The 14,524-nt window shown below is 63.2% G+C and carries 16 protein-coding genes; 8 read left to right on the top strand and 8 right to left on the bottom strand.

Translation table 11 applies throughout. The annotated features are described in order from the left end of the window. Nucleotide 1 precedes the first annotated feature (1 nt). The 3 genes from F568_RS0112960 to F568_RS0112950 form a co-directional block, all read right to left on the bottom strand. Nucleotides 2-1,105, bottom strand: coding sequence for an aminotransferase class I/II-fold pyridoxal phosphate-dependent enzyme (locus tag F568_RS0112960; RefSeq protein ID WP_019019164.1), 1,104 nt, complete (start codon nucleotides 1,103-1,105; stop codon nucleotides 2-4). 77 nt (nucleotides 1,106-1,182) lie between these two features. Then, a complete protein-coding gene (locus F568_RS0112955) occupies nucleotides 1,183-1,668 on the bottom strand; it encodes a hypothetical protein (protein WP_019019163.1) in 486 nt (161 codons plus the stop codon). Further along, nucleotides 1,665-2,657 carry an alpha/beta hydrolase gene (locus F568_RS0112950; protein ID WP_019019162.1) on the bottom strand — a complete coding sequence of 331 codons (993 nt, stop codon included), beginning with the start codon at nucleotides 2,655-2,657 and terminating at the stop codon, nucleotides 1,665-1,667. Before F568_RS0112950 ends, F568_RS0112955 begins: the two co-directional genes overlap by 4 nt. Nucleotides 2,658-2,876: 219 nt before the next feature. On the opposite strand from F568_RS0112950, the gene F568_RS0112945 reads away from it, so the two are divergent. Both F568_RS0112945 and F568_RS0112940 read left to right on the top strand, forming a co-directional pair. Continuing rightward, nucleotides 2,877-5,066, top strand: coding sequence for a malate synthase G (locus tag F568_RS0112945; RefSeq protein WP_019019161.1), 2,190 nt, complete (start codon nucleotides 2,877-2,879; stop codon nucleotides 5,064-5,066). 159 nt (nucleotides 5,067-5,225) lie between these two features. After that, nucleotides 5,226-5,642, top strand: coding sequence for a PaaI family thioesterase (locus F568_RS0112940; protein WP_019019160.1), 417 nt, complete (start codon nucleotides 5,226-5,228; stop codon nucleotides 5,640-5,642). A 9-nt stretch (nucleotides 5,643-5,651) separates the two neighbouring features. Here F568_RS0112940 and F568_RS0112935 read toward each other — a convergent pair whose 3' ends face one another. Beyond that, the gene (locus F568_RS0112935) at nucleotides 5,652-6,047 is read right to left on the bottom strand and encodes a DUF423 domain-containing protein (protein ID WP_019019159.1); all 396 of its coding nucleotides are present in this window, start codon (nucleotides 6,045-6,047) and stop codon (nucleotides 5,652-5,654) included. A gap of 173 nt (nucleotides 6,048-6,220) precedes the next feature. Here F568_RS0112935 and F568_RS0112930 point away from each other — a divergent pair, with 173 nt between their 5' ends. The 4 genes from F568_RS0112930 to trmB all read left to right on the top strand — a co-directional run bounded on the left by F568_RS0112930 (nucleotide 6,221) and on the right by trmB (nucleotide 9,687). Continuing rightward, the gene (locus tag F568_RS0112930; RefSeq protein WP_019019158.1) at nucleotides 6,221-7,729 is read left to right on the top strand and encodes an alanine/glycine:cation symporter family protein; all 1,509 of its coding nucleotides are present in this window, start codon (nucleotides 6,221-6,223) and stop codon (nucleotides 7,727-7,729) included. A 66-nt stretch (nucleotides 7,730-7,795) separates the two neighbouring features. Beyond that, a complete protein-coding gene (thiS, locus tag F568_RS0112925) occupies nucleotides 7,796-7,996 on the top strand; it encodes a sulfur carrier protein ThiS (protein ID WP_026300527.1) in 201 nt (66 codons plus the stop codon). 116 nt (nucleotides 7,997-8,112) lie between these two features. After that, nucleotides 8,113-8,919, top strand: coding sequence for a thiazole synthase (locus tag F568_RS0112920; RefSeq protein WP_019019156.1), 807 nt, complete (start codon nucleotides 8,113-8,115; stop codon nucleotides 8,917-8,919). A 27-nt stretch (nucleotides 8,920-8,946) separates the two neighbouring features. Then, nucleotides 8,947-9,687 carry a tRNA (guanosine(46)-N7)-methyltransferase TrmB gene (gene trmB / locus F568_RS0112915; protein ID WP_019019155.1) on the top strand — a complete coding sequence of 247 codons (741 nt, stop codon included), beginning with the start codon at nucleotides 8,947-8,949 and terminating at the stop codon, nucleotides 9,685-9,687. Nucleotides 9,688-9,966: 279 nt separating this feature from the next. On the opposite strand, the gene F568_RS0112910 is transcribed toward trmB, so the two are convergent. After that, nucleotides 9,967-10,881: an AEC family transporter gene (locus F568_RS0112910; RefSeq protein WP_019019154.1), complete on the bottom strand. Its 915-nt coding sequence runs from the start codon at nucleotides 10,879-10,881 to the stop codon at nucleotides 9,967-9,969. Nucleotides 10,882-10,991: 110 nt separating this feature from the next. On the opposite strand from F568_RS0112910, the gene F568_RS0112905 reads away from it, so the two are divergent. Together F568_RS0112905 and F568_RS0112900 are read left to right on the top strand one after the other, a co-directional pair. Continuing rightward, a complete protein-coding gene (locus F568_RS0112905; protein WP_019019153.1) occupies nucleotides 10,992-11,492 on the top strand; it encodes a hypothetical protein in 501 nt (166 codons plus the stop codon). Continuing rightward, on the top strand, nucleotides 11,489-12,103 hold the full coding sequence (locus F568_RS0112900; RefSeq protein WP_019019152.1) for an SCO family protein: 615 nt from the start codon (nucleotides 11,489-11,491) through the stop codon (nucleotides 12,101-12,103). Before F568_RS0112905 ends, F568_RS0112900 begins: the two co-directional genes overlap by 4 nt. Nucleotides 12,104-12,123: 20 nt before the next feature. Here F568_RS0112900 and F568_RS0112895 read toward each other — a convergent pair whose 3' ends face one another. The 3 genes from F568_RS0112895 to F568_RS22880 form a co-directional block, all read right to left on the bottom strand. Beyond that, nucleotides 12,124-13,164 (bottom strand): extracellular catalytic domain type 2 short-chain-length polyhydroxyalkanoate depolymerase, encoded by a 1,041-nt coding sequence (locus F568_RS0112895; protein WP_019019151.1) that lies wholly within the window; start codon nucleotides 13,162-13,164, stop codon nucleotides 12,124-12,126. 6 nt (nucleotides 13,165-13,170) lie between these two features. Continuing rightward, nucleotides 13,171-13,899 (bottom strand): BamJ family beta-barrel-assembly machinery protein, encoded by a 729-nt coding sequence (gene bamJ / locus F568_RS0112890; RefSeq protein ID WP_019019150.1) that lies wholly within the window; start codon nucleotides 13,897-13,899, stop codon nucleotides 13,171-13,173. Nucleotides 13,900-13,976: 77 nt separating this feature from the next. Beyond that, nucleotides 13,977-14,477: a TIGR02444 family protein gene (locus F568_RS22880; RefSeq protein WP_019019149.1), complete on the bottom strand. Its 501-nt coding sequence runs from the start codon at nucleotides 14,475-14,477 to the stop codon at nucleotides 13,977-13,979. Nucleotides 14,478-14,524: the final 47 nt, after the last annotated feature.

Genomic DNA, 14,524 nt, shown 5'->3' with positions numbered 1-14,524 from the left:
GTTATCCGGCCAGAGCGCGCTCCAGGGCGGTCAGCCGGCCGGGGCGAAGGGCGTCTTCCACCGCACTGATGCGCAGGATGTGGCCCAGGGCCGGATGTGGAGGGCGGTGGATGAGGCTGCCGGCATCGAGCAGTTCGCGATGCACGCGTGCCGCCATATCGGCATCGGACAGGCGGACGGCCACGAAGTTGGTGTCACTGGCAGGCACGTCGGCGCCAAGTCCGCGCAGCCAATCGGTCAATCGCTGACGACGAGCGATCACGGCTGAAACGTGTTCGCATGTCTCGATGGGATGATCCAGCACTGTCTCGGCGGCAGCCAATGCCAGCGACGATACCGCGTAGTGAATCCTCACCTTATGCATGGTCTCGATAGCCTCGGGCTCGGCAATCGCATAACCGACACGCAGGCCGGCCAGGCCGTGGGCCTTGGAGAGCGTGCGCAGGCGAATCACGCCGGGCCAGACCGCGCCAGCGGAGGCTGTATCGGCATCGGGGCGAAAGTCGTGGTAGGCCTCGTCGAGCAGCAGCGTGCATGCCTCGGGTAGCGCCTCGCGCAGTTGAGCAATGGCGGCATCATCATGCAGGTGCCCCCCGGGATTGTCGGGGTTGGCCAAATAAACCAGCCGGGCCGACTGGGCATTCGCCGCCTCGGCTAGCGCCGCCAGGTCAGGTGCCAGCAGTCCCGTATCGTCGCGGTAGGCGACTTCGTGCATCACGCAGCCCTGGCCCGCGGCGAAGTAGCCAAACGTCGGGTAGGTGCCGGCACTCGACACTACGACCGTGCCGGGCTCGCACGTGGCACGCAGCGACAGGGCGATCAGGCTGTCGGCCCCGGCATCGACCAGCAACGCCTCCAGCGGCGTGCCAAGGGCGGCAGACAACCGCTGACGCACGCCCAGCGCCTCGGCATCGCCATAGCCCCGGGCCAGCTCGCTCACGGCACGGCCGAAACGTGCTGACAGGGCATGGTGCGGCATGTCCAGCCCTTCGTTGGAGCCCATCTGGTGCGGAATGGAGCATCCCAGGCGGCGCTCAAGGGCTTTGATGCCGGGAAAGGGGTTATGCGGGCCTTCGCGGTCGAGATGGCGGGCATAGCGGGGCATGGCGGTCCTCGCAGGCTGGCGGGTGAGCATCCATTGTGGCGGTCCGGCACTGACATGCAAAGCCCCACAGACGCTTGCTACAAGGCGCTGGCATCCAGAGCGCCGCTGATGGTCTGGAACCAGCGCGGTGTCGTATCGCCCGGCCGGCGCAGGGCCAGTTCCAGACGGTAGGGCAGCAGTTCACGGTCGGACAGGGTCAGGGCCGGGCCTTCGGCCAGCAGGCGGCTTTCCAGCAACCATTGGTTGTCCGGCAGCGTGGTGTCGGCCATCGCCGGGGTCCAGTCGAGCACTTGGGGGCCATCCTCACGGGCGAGCAGTGCGCGGGTCAGGGTTTCGCGAAAACGTTCGGTGTCGACCCCCAGGCTGCCATCGATCTCGGGGAGTGCCAGCAGCAGTACGATCTCATCGGCTGGGGCCGACCAGCTGGGCTGAGAGACGGCCGCGGCCGCGGCGCGCTCGCCCAGGCCGTAGAGTGCCTGGCGCTGGGTCTGGGGACGCTCGGGCTGGCCGGCGCAACCCGCCAGGATCAGGGCAATCAGCAGGGAGATCAGATAATGTCTCATAGGGCGGCCGACGGTGATGACACAGGAGAGGGCGCGGATTCGCTGGAGCGTGCCATATCCTCCAGAAACGCGTCGAGTTCCTCGAACAGCAGATCGCGGATCGGCTCCGCCTCGTTGACCAGATGATGTCGCGCCTCGGGATGGCGATGGATGCGCGCCTGAGGAAACTTGCTGGCAAGCACTTCCAGATTCCACTGCCAGTCCACGGTCAGGTCCTGTTCGCCCTGCAGGATCAGTACCGGCAGATCGCTCGGCGGCAGCGCCAGCATATGTACCATCCAGCGGCGCATGGCCGCGACCCAGGCCAGCGTCAGGCGGTCGGGCTGCAGCGGGTCGTGCTCGCGCAGGAAGGTGGCGAAATTGTCGTCAGTGGAATTTGCGCGGTACTTGCGAGGAATCGAGCGGATGAACGGACTGGCCAGGCGGTGCAGCCAGTTCGATTGCGGCCAGCCCCATGGCCTGACCAGCGGGGCCAACAGGACCAGTGCCTGCCAGGGCGAGGCCGATCCACGCCCGAGCGCATCGGTAGCGAGGATCGCCGCGCCCGTACTCTGGCCAACCCCGATCCAGGGTTCCGGCGCCATATCGCGTTCCGCCAGGTGGCGCTGCAAGGCCTGCAGGCAGGCGCCGTACTCCTCGAAGTCATCGATGGTGGCGCGTTCGCCACTGGATAGGCCATGCCCGGGAAGGTCCCACAGCACGACCCGCCAGCCTTGACTCAGCAGGCGCTCCAGGAGGTGACGATAGAGCCCCAGGTGATCGAAATAGCCATGCACCACGAACGCGGTGCCGCGAGGGTTGTCTGGTGACCATACTTGGGCCCAGAGACGGAACTTCTCGGCATCGATGAAGCCGGCATGCAGGCCCACATGGTCATTGAGCAGCGGGGCCAGGCGGTAGTGATCGAGGTAATCCACCAGGGCGGAGGCCTGGGATTCGCCCACCGGGGCCAATGGCCCAAGTGCTTGCAACGGTGCGAAATCGGTCATCGCGTTCTCCCTGTACCTCTTCATGCTAGCCCGCTTTCCTTATGAACACGACAGCTCAGGCATCAACGGGTTTCTTAGCCATTGGTCGAGCGGTACACAATTTCCTTTCAGTTTGGTTATTATATGGAAGACATTTCCATAAACGTGGCAACCATAACGAATCGTCTATCGTTGGAAGGATCGCATCGTTAGACAGCAGCGCAGCAGGAGAGGATTTCCATGACTCAACGCATCTCTCGCCACCGTCTTCAGGTGGCTGCCGAACTCGACCGCTTCCTCACCGAGGAAGCCCTGCCCGGGACAGGGGTGGATGTCGATGCCTTCTGGGCCGGCCTCGACGCCCTGATCCATGACCTCGCGCCCACCAACCGTGATCTTCTCGCCGAGCGCGACCGCCTCCAGGGCGAACTTGATGCCTGGCACAAGGCCCATCCGGGACCGGTGCGCGACCTGGCTGGCTATCGTGAGTTTCTCAAGCAGATCGGTTATCTGGTCGAGGCGCCGGCGAAGGTCGAAACGACCACCCGCAACGTCGATCCCGAGGTCGCCGTGCAGGCAGGGCCTCAGCTGGTGGTGCCGGTCAGTAATGCCCGCTATGCACTGAACGCCGCCAACGCGCGCTGGGGCAGTCTGTACGACGCGCTGTATGGCACCGATGCGATCAGTGAAGACGACGGCGCCGAGGTGAGCGGCGATTACAACCCCAAGCGTGGCGCCAAGGTCATTGCCTATGCGCGCGGTGCGCTCGATCAGGCCGCGCCGCTGGCCGACGGTACGCACAAGGATGCCGTCAGCTACACCCTGCGTGACGGCAAGCTGATGGTCGGGCTCGAAGGTGGCCAGGAAACCGGCCTGAAGGATCCGGCACAACTGGTCGGCTTCCAGGGTGACGCCGACCAGCCGCAGGCGGTGCTGCTGGCCAACCATGGCCTGCACCTTGAGGTGCAGTTCGACGCTACCCATCCGATCGGCAAGACCGACCCGGCGGGTATCAAGGACGTACTGGTGGAGGCGGCGATCACCACCATCATGGACTGTGAGGACTCGGTGGCTGCCGTGGATGCCGAGGACAAGGTCCATATCTATCGTAACTGGCTCGGCCTGATGCAGGGCGACCTCGAGGAGGAGGTGAGCAAGGGCGGAAAGACCTTCATGCGCCGTCTCCATGACGATCGCACCTATACCACCCCCGATGGCGGCACGCGCACCCTGCCGGGCCGTTCATTGATGTTCGTGCGTAACGTCGGCCACCTGATGACCACCCCGGCGATCCTCGACGGCAATGGTGACGAAATTCCCGAGGGCATGCTCGACGGTATCATCACCAGCCTGATCGCCATGCATGACCTCAAGAAGGGCGGGGCAACCGGCACCCAGAAGACCAACAGCCGCAGCGGGTCGATCTACATCGTCAAGCCCAAGATGCACGGGCCCAGGGAAGTTGCCTTCGCCAACACCCTGTTCGGACGCATCGAGGACGTACTGGGGCTGGAGCGCGACACGCTGAAAATGGGCATCATGGACGAGGAGCGGCGCACCACCGTCAATCTCAAGGCCTGCATCAACGAGGCCAGCTCGCGCGTCGTGTTCATCAATACCGGCTTCCTCGATCGTACCGGCGACGAGATGCACACGGCCATGGAAGCCGGCCCCATGCTGCGCAAGGGCGACATGAAGGGTGCCAAGTGGATCGCCGCCTATGAGAAGAACAACGTTCAGACCGGCCTGGCCTGTGGTCTGCGTGGCCGTGCCCAGATCGGCAAGGGGATGTGGGCGATGCCCGACCTGATGGCCGCCATGCTCGAGCAGAAGATCGGCCACCCCAAAGCCGGCGCCAACACCGCCTGGGTACCGTCACCCACTGCCGCAGTACTTCACGCGCTGCACTATCACCAGGTCGATGTCGCAGCGCTGCAGCAGGACATGGAGCGGCAGGGCGAAACCGATCTGCTCGACGATCTGCTTACCGTGCCGGTGGTGGAACGTGCCGACTGGTCGGCCGACGAAATCCAGCAGGAGCTCGACAACAACTGTCAGGGCATCCTCGGCTATGTGGTGCGCTGGGTCGAGCAGGGCGTGGGCGCATCCAAGGTGCCCGACATCCATGATGTAGGCCTGATGGAGGACCGTGCCACGCTGCGTATCTCCAGCCAGCACATCGCCAACTGGCTGTACCACGGTGTGGTGAGCGAGGCGCAGGTGCGCGAGACACTGGAGCGCATGGCGGGTGTGGTCGACAAGCAGAACGAGGGCGACCCCAACTACGTGCCGATGACTTCGCACCTGAACGAGTCCACGGCCTTCCAGGCGGCGTCGGACCTGATCTTCAAGGGCCGCGAGCAGCCTTCCGGCTACACCGAGCCGCTGCTGCACCACTGGCGCGCGGTACACAAGGCGAAGACCGCCTGATCGCGGCACGCTGAGCAAGCCGTGTCAGTGGAATGCCCCGCTTCGGCGGGGCATTTTTGTATGTCGAAACCGGTCAACGACTGTGCTGGGGATGCCGCTTACGCTATCGTTACCGACGACCCCCTACCCACCCGTTCGTCGCGCAGGGAGAAGCATCGCATGACTGTCATGACCGCCGCCGCTATCGAGGACTTCCTCGATGAGGTCTTTCCCCATCGTCAGGGAACCATCGAGGGAATCGATGCGATGCGGGCTACCATGAGCCTGGCCATCGAGGACGAGCACCTGCGTCCAGGCGCCTGTGTGTCTGGGCCAAGCATGATGGGCCTGGCCGATGTCTGCCTGTATGTGGCGATTCTGGCTGAGGTGGGCCCCGAGGCGATGGCGGTGACCACCGATTTCAATTGCCATTTCCTGCGCCGCGCCCGCGGCGACCGCGACCTGATCGCCAATGCCCGCATCGTCAAGCTGGGGCGCCGTTTGGTCGTCGGCGAGGTTGAGCTGTTCTCGGCCGGCGACGACGAGCCGGTAGCCATCGTCACCGCAACATACGCCCTCCCGGACCGGGACGACTGACCACGCCCTTCAGGCACCTCGGTCGGTTGGCGCCTTGGCCCGCCAGGCGGAAATGGCCAGGGCCAACCAACCGGCCATCAGCATCAATCCCCCCAGCGGCGTGATCATGCCGATGCCGCGCGTGCCGGTTAGCGCCAGCAGGTAGAGCGAGCCCGAGAACAGCAAAATCCCCGCCCCCCACAGCCACAACACGAGCGATTGCCCCTTGAGCGGCGTTTGCTGACGCCAGATGAGTACGCCGAGGATCGCCAGGGTATGCCACGCCTGATAGCGCACGCCTGTCTCGAATGCTTCGAGCAGTGACGCCGAAATTCGTCCTTCCAGGCCGTGCGCGCCAAAGGCACCGGCCATCACTACGATCAGGCCACTCAGGGCTGTGGCGACCCAGGTACGACGATATCGCATGAAGTTGTCTCCCGGCTGCTACGCTGACCGATGGCCAGAAATGAAAAGAACGATTCATGCGCATGGCGTTCCGTCATGCGCAAGGCGCCGCTATCATGCCTGCCCCAGCGGCGATGATTGCACCATATGGGTGCAATTCTCGGCCAAACGACGACATACAGGAGCCTCAAGTCATGGAATCCCTTGCCTCGCTGTTCGCCCCGCTGCGTGATGGCATGTACGCGGTGATGACGCCCGTCAGCGATTTTATCTGGAGTTATATTCTCGTCTACCTGCTGCTGGGGGCCGGCCTGCTGTTCACGATCCTGACCCGTGGCATGCAGTTTCGTCTGTTCGGTCATATGGCGCGGGTGACATTTACGGCCCGCGGGGCCGGTGAAGGCGTCAGCGGTTTCCAGGCGTTTGCCACGTCGCTGGCGGCACGCGTGGGCACCGGTAACCTGGCGGGGGTGGCCATTGCCCTATGGGTCGGCGGCCCGGGAGCCATTTTCTGGATGTGGATGACGGCGCTGGTGGGCTTTGCCACGGCCTTCGTGGAGTCGACCCTCGCGCAGGTCTACAAGCACCGCCACGAAGATGGTGTGTTTCGCGGCGGCCCGGCCTATTACATCGAGCGTAGCCTGGGTTGGCGCTGGCTGGGGGCCCTGTTCGCCATCTTTCTGCTCATCGCCTATGGCCTGGCCTTCAATGCCGCCCAGTCCAACACCATCGCCCAGGGGATGAACGGTGCCTTCGGTATTCCCAACTGGCTAAGTGGTGTGGCGCTTGTCGGTGTGGTTGCTCTGGTCATCTACGGCGGCCTGAAGTCCGTGGCGCGCACGGCGGAGAAGATCGTTCCGGTGATGGCCATCGCGTATCTTCTGGTAGCGCTGTGGGTACTGTTCATGAACATTGCCGAGGTGCCCGACATGCTGGCGCTGATCGTCAAGAGTGCCTTCGGTTTCGGCCCTGCCGTGGGTGGCGCCGTAGGCTATTCGATCAAGGTGGCGATGGAAAATGGCATCAAGCGCGGGCTCTTTTCCAACGAGGCCGGCATGGGCTCGGCGCCGAATGCGGCTGCTCAGGCAACGGTCAAGCACCCCGCCGCTCAGGGGCTAGTGCAATCTTTCGGGGTATTTATCGACACGCTGGTCATCTGTACCTGTACTGCTGTGGTGATCCTGTTGTCCGGCGTCTACGAACGACTGTTGAACACGTCGGCCGGTGAATCGATCGAGGGGATCAAGCTGACCCAAGACGCCATGGTCGATCATCTCGGCAGCTTCGGCGAGATATTCATCGCCATCGCTATCCTGCTGTTCGCCTTCACCTCGATAATTGCCAACTTCTCGTTTGCGGCGGTCAATATCGAGTACCTGTTCCGGCGCCATGCACGCAAGGCCGTGCATGCCTTGCGCTTTGCCGTGCTGGCTATGGTCATGATCGGTGCGTTGGCCAATCTCGAGTTCGTATGGCGTTTTGCGGACCTGTCCATGGGGCTGATGGCAACCACTAACCTGTTTGCCATCCTGATGCTGGCGCCGGTTGCCCTGCGCGTTCTCAAGGACTATGAGAGCCAGCGCCGCAACGGAGTCAGAGAGCCGGTGTTCGACCCCAAGGTGCTCAAGCGTCCGGAACTGGTCGATGCCGATGTCTGGCCACCGAAGAATGCCGACGTCTCGCCGTCGAAGGATGCCCGTTGAAGTATTTGGCGTTAAACTATGGGCCCGTCGTGTGGCGGGTCTGCCTTCCTGAACGATGAGGCTGCTATGCAGATTCAGCTAAATGGTGATCCTCGCGCTTTCGAAGCCGAGCCGACGATCAGCGAGCTCATCGCTTCCCTGGGCCTGACCGGCCGGCGCATCGCCGTCGAGGTCAACGAAGAGATCGTACCGCGCAGTCAGCACGACGAGACCCGCCTGGCCGATGGCGACCGTGTTGAGATCGTGCATGCCATCGGTGGTGGCTAGGCGCGATGTGCTGGCCGCTGTAACCCAACTATGCTGTGTCGCGCCGTTCCGGCCACCCGCCTGCGGGATGGGCAGGTCCGACGCGGACCCGTCAGCGCCTTTCTGGAGACGCCCCCATGTCTGAACGTATGGACATCCCAGGTGACCAGCCCTGGCACGTTGCCGGACGCGAGTTTGCCTCACGCCTGCTGGTCGGTACCGGCAAGTACAAAGACCTGGACGAGACCGCCGCCGCCATCGAGGCCAGCGGTGCCGAGATCGTGACCTTCGCGGTGCGGCGTACCAATCTCGGCCAGAACGCCGACGAGCCCAACCTGCTCGACGCCGTCTCGCCCGAGCGCTATACGCTGCTGCCCAACACTGCCGGCTGCTACACCGCCAAGGATGCGGTGCGCACCTGCAAGCTGGCCCGCGAGCTGCTGGACGGCCATAACCTGGTCAAGCTCGAGGTACTGGGCGACGACAACACGCTCTACCCCAACGTGGTCGAGACACTCAAGGCCGCCGAGGAGCTGGTCCGCGACGGCTTCGACGTGATGGTCTACACCAGCGATGACCCGATCGTCGCCAAGGAACTCGAGAAGATCGGCTGCAGCGCGGTCATGCCATTGGGCTCGCTGATCGGCTCCGGCCATGGCCTGCTCAATCCGGCCAGCCTGGCGATCATCCTTGAGAATGCCAACGTGCCGGTGCTCGTCGATGCCGGAATCGGGACGGCGTCCGACGCTGCCCTGGCTATGGAAATGGGCTGTGCTGGCGTACTCATGAACTCGGCGATAGCCCATGCTCGCCAGCCGGTGCTGATGGCTCGCGCCATGCGCAAGGCCATCGAGGCCGGACGAGAGGCGTTTCTTGCTGAGCGCATGCCGCGCCGCCAACGCGCCGAGGCGTCGTCGCCGATGGCCGGACGCATCAACCGCTGAACCCTTCGAGAGATTCAAGACCGCTGCATGAACAATGACCGTTTGAACGCCGACGACCCAGAGCAGGATGCCCAGCCCACTGTGTCCGAGCGTCCCCGGCGTGGCATCAAGAGCTATGTGCTGCGCGCCGGACGCATGACCGCCGCCCAGCAGCGTGGCCTGGAGGAAGTCTGGCCACGCCTGGGCCTGCATGTCGAGGATGGGTTGCAGGATCTCGACGCGCTGTTCGGCCGCCAGGCTCCGCGAGTGGTGGAGATAGGTTTCGGCATGGGCGCCTCGCTGATTGAGCAGGCAGCGGCCCATCCGGACACCGACTTCATCGGTATCGAAGTGCATGCGCCCGGCGTGGGCAAGTTACTCGATGAGGCCGACAAGTGCGGGCTGACCAACCTTCGCGTCTACCGTGATGATGCCCTGGAGGTGCTGACGCGTTGCCTGCCCGAGGCAAGCCTCGACGGGCTGCAGTTGTTCTTTCCCGATCCCTGGCCGAAGAAGAAGCACCACAAGCGGCGGATCGTGCAGCCGGCCTTCGTGGAACTGGTACGCAGCCGCCTCAAGCCTGGTGGTACGCTGCACATGGCCACCGACTGGGAAGCCTATGCCGAGGTCATGGCCGAAATTATGGCCGAGGCGCCCGGTTTCAGTAATACCTCGACCGATGGACCCTATGTGCCGCGGCCTGACTTTCGACCGCTGACCAAGTTCGAGCATCGAGGGGCCCGGTTGGGACATGGCGTATGGGATCTGATTTATCGACGTTGCGAGTGATCGCCACGCTAGCAGACCACTCAGGAGCCGCTCCCTTGGAGCGGCTCTTTTTTATGCAAACGTGACGTCGTAGGTCTGACAAACTGAACAAAAGAAAGCCGCTCCAAAAGGAGCGGCAAGACCGTGACTAGCTTGATGAGGAGATAACCATGGCAGGGAACGCCGCGCTTTCAGCATCCTCTGCGATGGAAAGTAGCGCCTGGCGAGCGCCACAACTTCAAAGTAAATCATTCTCATTTATTTCGTCAAGGTAAACGCGAATATTTTTTATTCGCTTTCTTACCCTGCCATTGCCAGCCAGGCTGGCAAGGTCAGCATGGCCAGCAGCGTCTGCCCAGTGATCAGGGCGGCCATGAGTTCGGCGTCGCCACCCAACTGACGCGCCAGGATGTAGGCCGACGTTGCGGTTGGCAGGGCAGCAAAGAGCAGGACCACATCCCGGCTCACGCTATCGAGCCCCAGAAGCACGGACAGCCCCAGTACCAGCGCCGGCATCAGCGCCAGCTTGATCAGGTTGGCGGCCCAGACTCCGCGGTCGAGACGTAGCAGGGCGCGGGGGCGCAGGGCAACGCCCACCGCGACTAGCCCCATGGGTAGCGCCGCGCGACCCAGCAGGGCGATGGCCTCACCACTCCAGCCGGGCAGGCCGACATCGGTGAGATTGAGCGTAATCCCCACCACACAGGCCAGGATCAGCGGGTTGCGTACCAGGGCGGCCAGGCTTTTGCCGAGACTCGATGAGCCCAGCGTGCCGGCAGCCACGAAGCTCGCCACGCAGAGTACATTGACCACCGGGACCATCAACGCCACCGCCACGGCGGCGACCGTGGCGCCTGCCTTGCCATGCAGCGCCGCGGCCCCGGCCACACCGACATACGTGTTGAATCGCAGCGCCCCTTGGAAGACCGAGGTAAAGGCCGCCGCCTCGAGGCCGAGTCGGACGCGCCATCGCCAGAGCAGTACGGCGAACAACACCATGCTGCCCAGCAAAGCCAGGGCGACGCGGCCGACCGGCACCTCGGCGACGTTGGCCGTGGCCAAGGTAGAGACCAGCATGGCGGGAAACAGCACGAAGTAGATCAGGCGCTCGAGTGGCGGCCAGAATCCGTCACCGGGAAAGCGGCAACCGCCCAGAACGGCGCCCAGCAAAATCAGCAGAAAAAGTGGCCCAAGGGCGCTCTCGACGCCGGTCATTTCGTCTCCTTGCGAGGTGGTCCCGTGCGACATCGTTTCGCAGGGGAAGTGTCGACAAACGCTGGTAAGCTTACCCGTTTCCGCCTTCCAATGGCTTCTCGAGTATGGCCATGTCCCGCCAAGACGACGATAGCGCGCGTTCGCCGCTGCTCAAGCTGTTAATCATCGTGACGTTGGCCACCATCGTGGTGGCACTCTGGTATCTGGTCGATTATTACGTTCGCAGCAGCACCGAAGACATTACCTGGTATCCGCCCCAGGTGCCTTGCGACCTGCACCGCAACGCCTGCCAAGCTGACCTGGGCGTGCATGCCGACCTGCGTCTGTCGCTAGGCCGGGAGCTGCAGCCCCTGCAGCCGGTGGAGATCGACGTGCATCTTCACGGCATCGAAGCCGAACAGGTCGTGGTAGAGTTCATAGGGCGCAACATGTATATGGGGCTGAATCGCTATGTCCTCGATGATGTTGGCAACGGCCATTTTCAGGGGCTGGGGCAGTTCAGTGACTGCAACGAGACCATCATGCACTGGCGCGCCCAGGTGATGATCGAGACCGCCGACGGGCGCAAGGGAAGCTGGTTCGATGTCGACATCCGACGGAGAGCATCATGAGACGTAGGCTCAGACAGCAATGGCCATGGCTCGCGCTGGGTGGTGTGGCGTTGGCCGCTGCGCTGGTCCTTGCCTGGACATTGCAGCAACTGTACCGCGACGATGATGGGGGGTTGCCTCAAGGTGGCCCGATTGAGCTGTCCTCTACCGTCGGTGCGTTCTCTCTCGATCAGCTCGACGATGGCCAGTTGGCCGTGGTCTTCTTCGGGTATACGCATTGTCCCGATGTGTGCCCGATGAGCTTGTCGGTGATGCGCCAGGCCCTGGCCCGGCTGGATGCTGGCGAGCGACAGCGCGTCGTGCCGCTGCTGATCTCGGTAGACCCGGCACGTGATGATCTGGAGCGTTTGCGGGAATACGTGGGCTTTTTCGGGCCACAGTTCATCGGCGCCACGGGCAGCCAGACGCAATTGGCCGATATTGCCGAGCGCTACGGCGTATTCTGGCGCAAGGTGGAGGCTGGCGACTCAGCCATGGGTTACACCGTCGATCATAGTGCTTCGCTGCTCATCGTCGACAACGACGGCGACATTCTCGAACGGGTGATGTATTCGCCGACGCCGGGACTATTGACCGAGACACTCGATCAGGTACTGGCCGCGACGCAATGATGTTACAGCGACACGAGTCGCTAGCCGGCGGGTGCCAGCCCGGAAAGGTGGTCGACCATGGCCTTGATCGCTTGGACCTGACGGCCCTGACGGCTGTCGTAAAGCGGATCGCGTTGCCAGCTGCTTTCATCGTAGCCCCACCAGTCCCAGCACGCCTTGGGATTGGGCAAGCTGGGTTCCACCTGGGGATATAGCACGACGATGCGGTTTGCCGCCGCCCAGGCATTCAGCCCCGACTCCCGGACAAAGGTCTCACCGATCTGTTCGGCACTCATGTCGCATCCATGTAGCGCTACGGTCAGCGCACAGCTCGCGCCTTCTTCGCACACTTTAGGTACATACACATAGCCCTGCTCGGCCAGCCGGTGCCCATCGTAGAAAGGGAACTGGTCGAAGGGCATCAGCATGCCCCGCTCCTCACCGGTGGGCGATTGCAGATCGCTGCCGTATAACCATTGCAGGGCTTGGCCGGCGCCATCCACGCCGCAGTCCAGCAGGTAAGGGCTGCCGCCTTGGCTGCAGTCGGCCGCTGTTGAGGATGCTACCGGCCAGCCATGGGCGGCCAGAGGGGAGTGTGCCGTCTTGAGCTGCGTCTCTGGGTCGCTCAGCCAGCCACGGTATTGATTGGCGAGAAGGGTGCCGAGTTGTGGATCGACCACGTCGTCCTGGCCGCCATGCCAGAGATAGACGCGTTGCTTGGCAAGCTCGTCGGGAGTGCCGACACGACCGGCATGTTGATAGTCGGCATGGCGCTGATGGAGGGATTCGAGATCGGGGGGCCCGAAGCGTGTCTGCATGCAGCGCATCAGGGCCTGCGAGAGTGTACCTTGAGCGCAACCCCAAGGCCCGGCGGCGAACACCGCCAGCCCCGAGAACCACGCTGGCCAGGCGACGGCCAGCTGTGTGGCCATGTAGCCCCCCGACGATACGCCCATCACACTGATGGTGTCGGGCTCAATGTTCAGCACCGGCAGTGGGGCCGGGCTCGTCGAGGGTTCGGCCAGTACGGTGGCCGGAAGGGCCACCAGAAACGAGGCCGCAACTACGGCCAGCGCGTTCACGCTGGGTTAACCCTGGTCGCTGCTTTCCGCGTTATCGCTACCGCTCCCGGCTTCCTCGACACCCAGCAGCTCGACCTTGAAGGACAGCGTTTCGTTGGGGCCGATCGGGCCACCGGTACCAGCCTGGCCATATGCCAGATCGGACGGCAGATAGATCATCCACGTATCGCCGACGCTCATCATCTGCAGGGCTTCCTGCCAGCCTTCGATTACCTGGTCGACCCGGAACTCGACCGGTTCACCACGCTCGTAGGAGCTATCGAAAACGGTTCCATCGAGCAGCTTGCCCTCGTAATGGACCTTGACGTTGTCCTTGGGCCCGGGCGTGGCGCCGTCACCGGATTTCAGCTCCTTGTATTGCAGGCCGGAGTCGGTGACCTTGATGCCTTCCTTCTTGGCATTCTCGGTCAGGAACTTCTCGCCTTCGGCTTTATTGGTCTCGGCGGCCTGCTTGGCCTTGGCCTGTTGCTCGGCCATCTTTTGCTGTTGGAACTGAGTCAGAGCCTGGGCCATCTCTTCCTGGCTCATCTGCAGTTCGTCGCCGGCGTAGATGTCTTCCAGCGCCTGGGTAAAGGCGTCGATATCGAGGTTTTCGACATCCTGGGAGAGGCTCTGACCAAGCGTGACACCGATGCTGTAGCTGAGCTTTTCCTGGTCACTCTCGGGAGCAGCCAGCACGAACGGCGCGGTGCTCAATGCTGCCGTGAATGCAGCGGCGGTCAGTAGGGTTTTCATAGGGCTCCTCTGGAATCGATATGCCTGCGGTTGAACTGTTATGGGGCCGTGTCGTACCAGCCCGAAACCTTGGGACTCTAACAGGACGCCATGGGTTCCGCACCCGCGGCACGAATCAGTCGGACCAGGGCCGGTTCGGTGGCGGGGGACAAGGCGGGAATCAGACAACGCAATTGAGCTTCCAGCGTGTCATTGGGCCGCATGGGGCACGTACCGTGCCCTGACTCGGCGAGGCGAGCCAGGCGAGCCAGCGCTTCGCGTTCCGCCAGCAGTTCGGCCTGCTTGATCGTCTCACGTAGCTGCGCCACGTTCTCATCATGCACTGCAAGGGACTTGAGCTCGCGACGCTGTGCCCGTAGCGGGCGGGTATAGCGAGCTTGCCAGCCACGTACTTCGACCAGGTGCACTTCGACATCCTCGGCTGGGCGCAGGCCGCGCTGAAATAACCAGCAAGTCCATAGCAGTTCGCAGACGTCAGCGCCGGCTTCGTCCTGCAGCGTCAGGCAGGCTTCTGCCACGCCGTGACGGCCATACAGGGACAGCGCATAGGTCCATAATTGGGTAGAATCGTCACTCATTTTTTGCGCGGCCTTCGCCGCCGTTCCCTCACCGTTTTATTTCGGAG

The organism is Modicisalibacter luteus DSM 23508, from assembly GCF_000378505.1.
Classification (GTDB): domain Bacteria; phylum Pseudomonadota; class Gammaproteobacteria; order Pseudomonadales; family Halomonadaceae; genus Modicisalibacter; species Modicisalibacter luteus.
Note: the sequence above shows the minus strand (reverse complement) of the source record. Positions and strands in the feature narration are given on the sequence as shown.

Excerpts from the sequence above, each read along its gene's own strand:
- F568_RS0112950 (WP_019019162.1), bottom strand. The coding sequence starts at position 2,657 with ATGACCGATTTCGCACCGTTGCAAGCACTTGGGCCATTGGCCCCGGTG.
- F568_RS0112900 (WP_019019152.1), top strand. The coding sequence starts at position 11,489 with ATGAGACGTAGGCTCAGACAGCAATGGCCATGGCTCGCGCTGGGTGGT.
- F568_RS0112940 (WP_019019160.1), top strand. The coding sequence starts at position 5,226 with ATGACTGTCATGACCGCCGCCGCTATCGAGGACTTCCTCGATGAGGTC.
- F568_RS0112905 (WP_019019153.1), top strand. The coding sequence starts at position 10,992 with ATGTCCCGCCAAGACGACGATAGCGCGCGTTCGCCGCTGCTCAAGCTG.
- F568_RS0112920 (WP_019019156.1), top strand. The coding sequence starts at position 8,113 with ATGTCTGAACGTATGGACATCCCAGGTGACCAGCCCTGGCACGTTGCC.
- F568_RS0112960 (WP_019019164.1), bottom strand. The coding sequence starts at position 1,105 with ATGCCCCGCTATGCCCGCCATCTCGACCGCGAAGGCCCGCATAACCCC.
- trmB (WP_019019155.1), top strand. The coding sequence starts at position 8,947 with ATGAACAATGACCGTTTGAACGCCGACGACCCAGAGCAGGATGCCCAG.
- F568_RS0112910 (WP_019019154.1), bottom strand. The coding sequence starts at position 10,881 with ATGACCGGCGTCGAGAGCGCCCTTGGGCCACTTTTTCTGCTGATTTTG.
- F568_RS0112935 (WP_019019159.1), bottom strand. The coding sequence starts at position 6,047 with ATGCGATATCGTCGTACCTGGGTCGCCACAGCCCTGAGTGGCCTGATC.
- F568_RS22880 (WP_019019149.1), bottom strand. The coding sequence starts at position 14,477 with ATGAGTGACGATTCTACCCAATTATGGACCTATGCGCTGTCCCTGTAT.
- F568_RS0112945 (WP_019019161.1), top strand. The coding sequence starts at position 2,877 with ATGACTCAACGCATCTCTCGCCACCGTCTTCAGGTGGCTGCCGAACTC.
- bamJ (WP_019019150.1), bottom strand. The coding sequence starts at position 13,899 with ATGAAAACCCTACTGACCGCCGCTGCATTCACGGCAGCATTGAGCACC.
- F568_RS0112930 (WP_019019158.1), top strand. The coding sequence starts at position 6,221 with ATGGAATCCCTTGCCTCGCTGTTCGCCCCGCTGCGTGATGGCATGTAC.
- F568_RS0112955 (WP_019019163.1), bottom strand. The coding sequence starts at position 1,668 with ATGAGACATTATCTGATCTCCCTGCTGATTGCCCTGATCCTGGCGGGT.
- thiS (WP_026300527.1), top strand. The coding sequence starts at position 7,796 with ATGCAGATTCAGCTAAATGGTGATCCTCGCGCTTTCGAAGCCGAGCCG.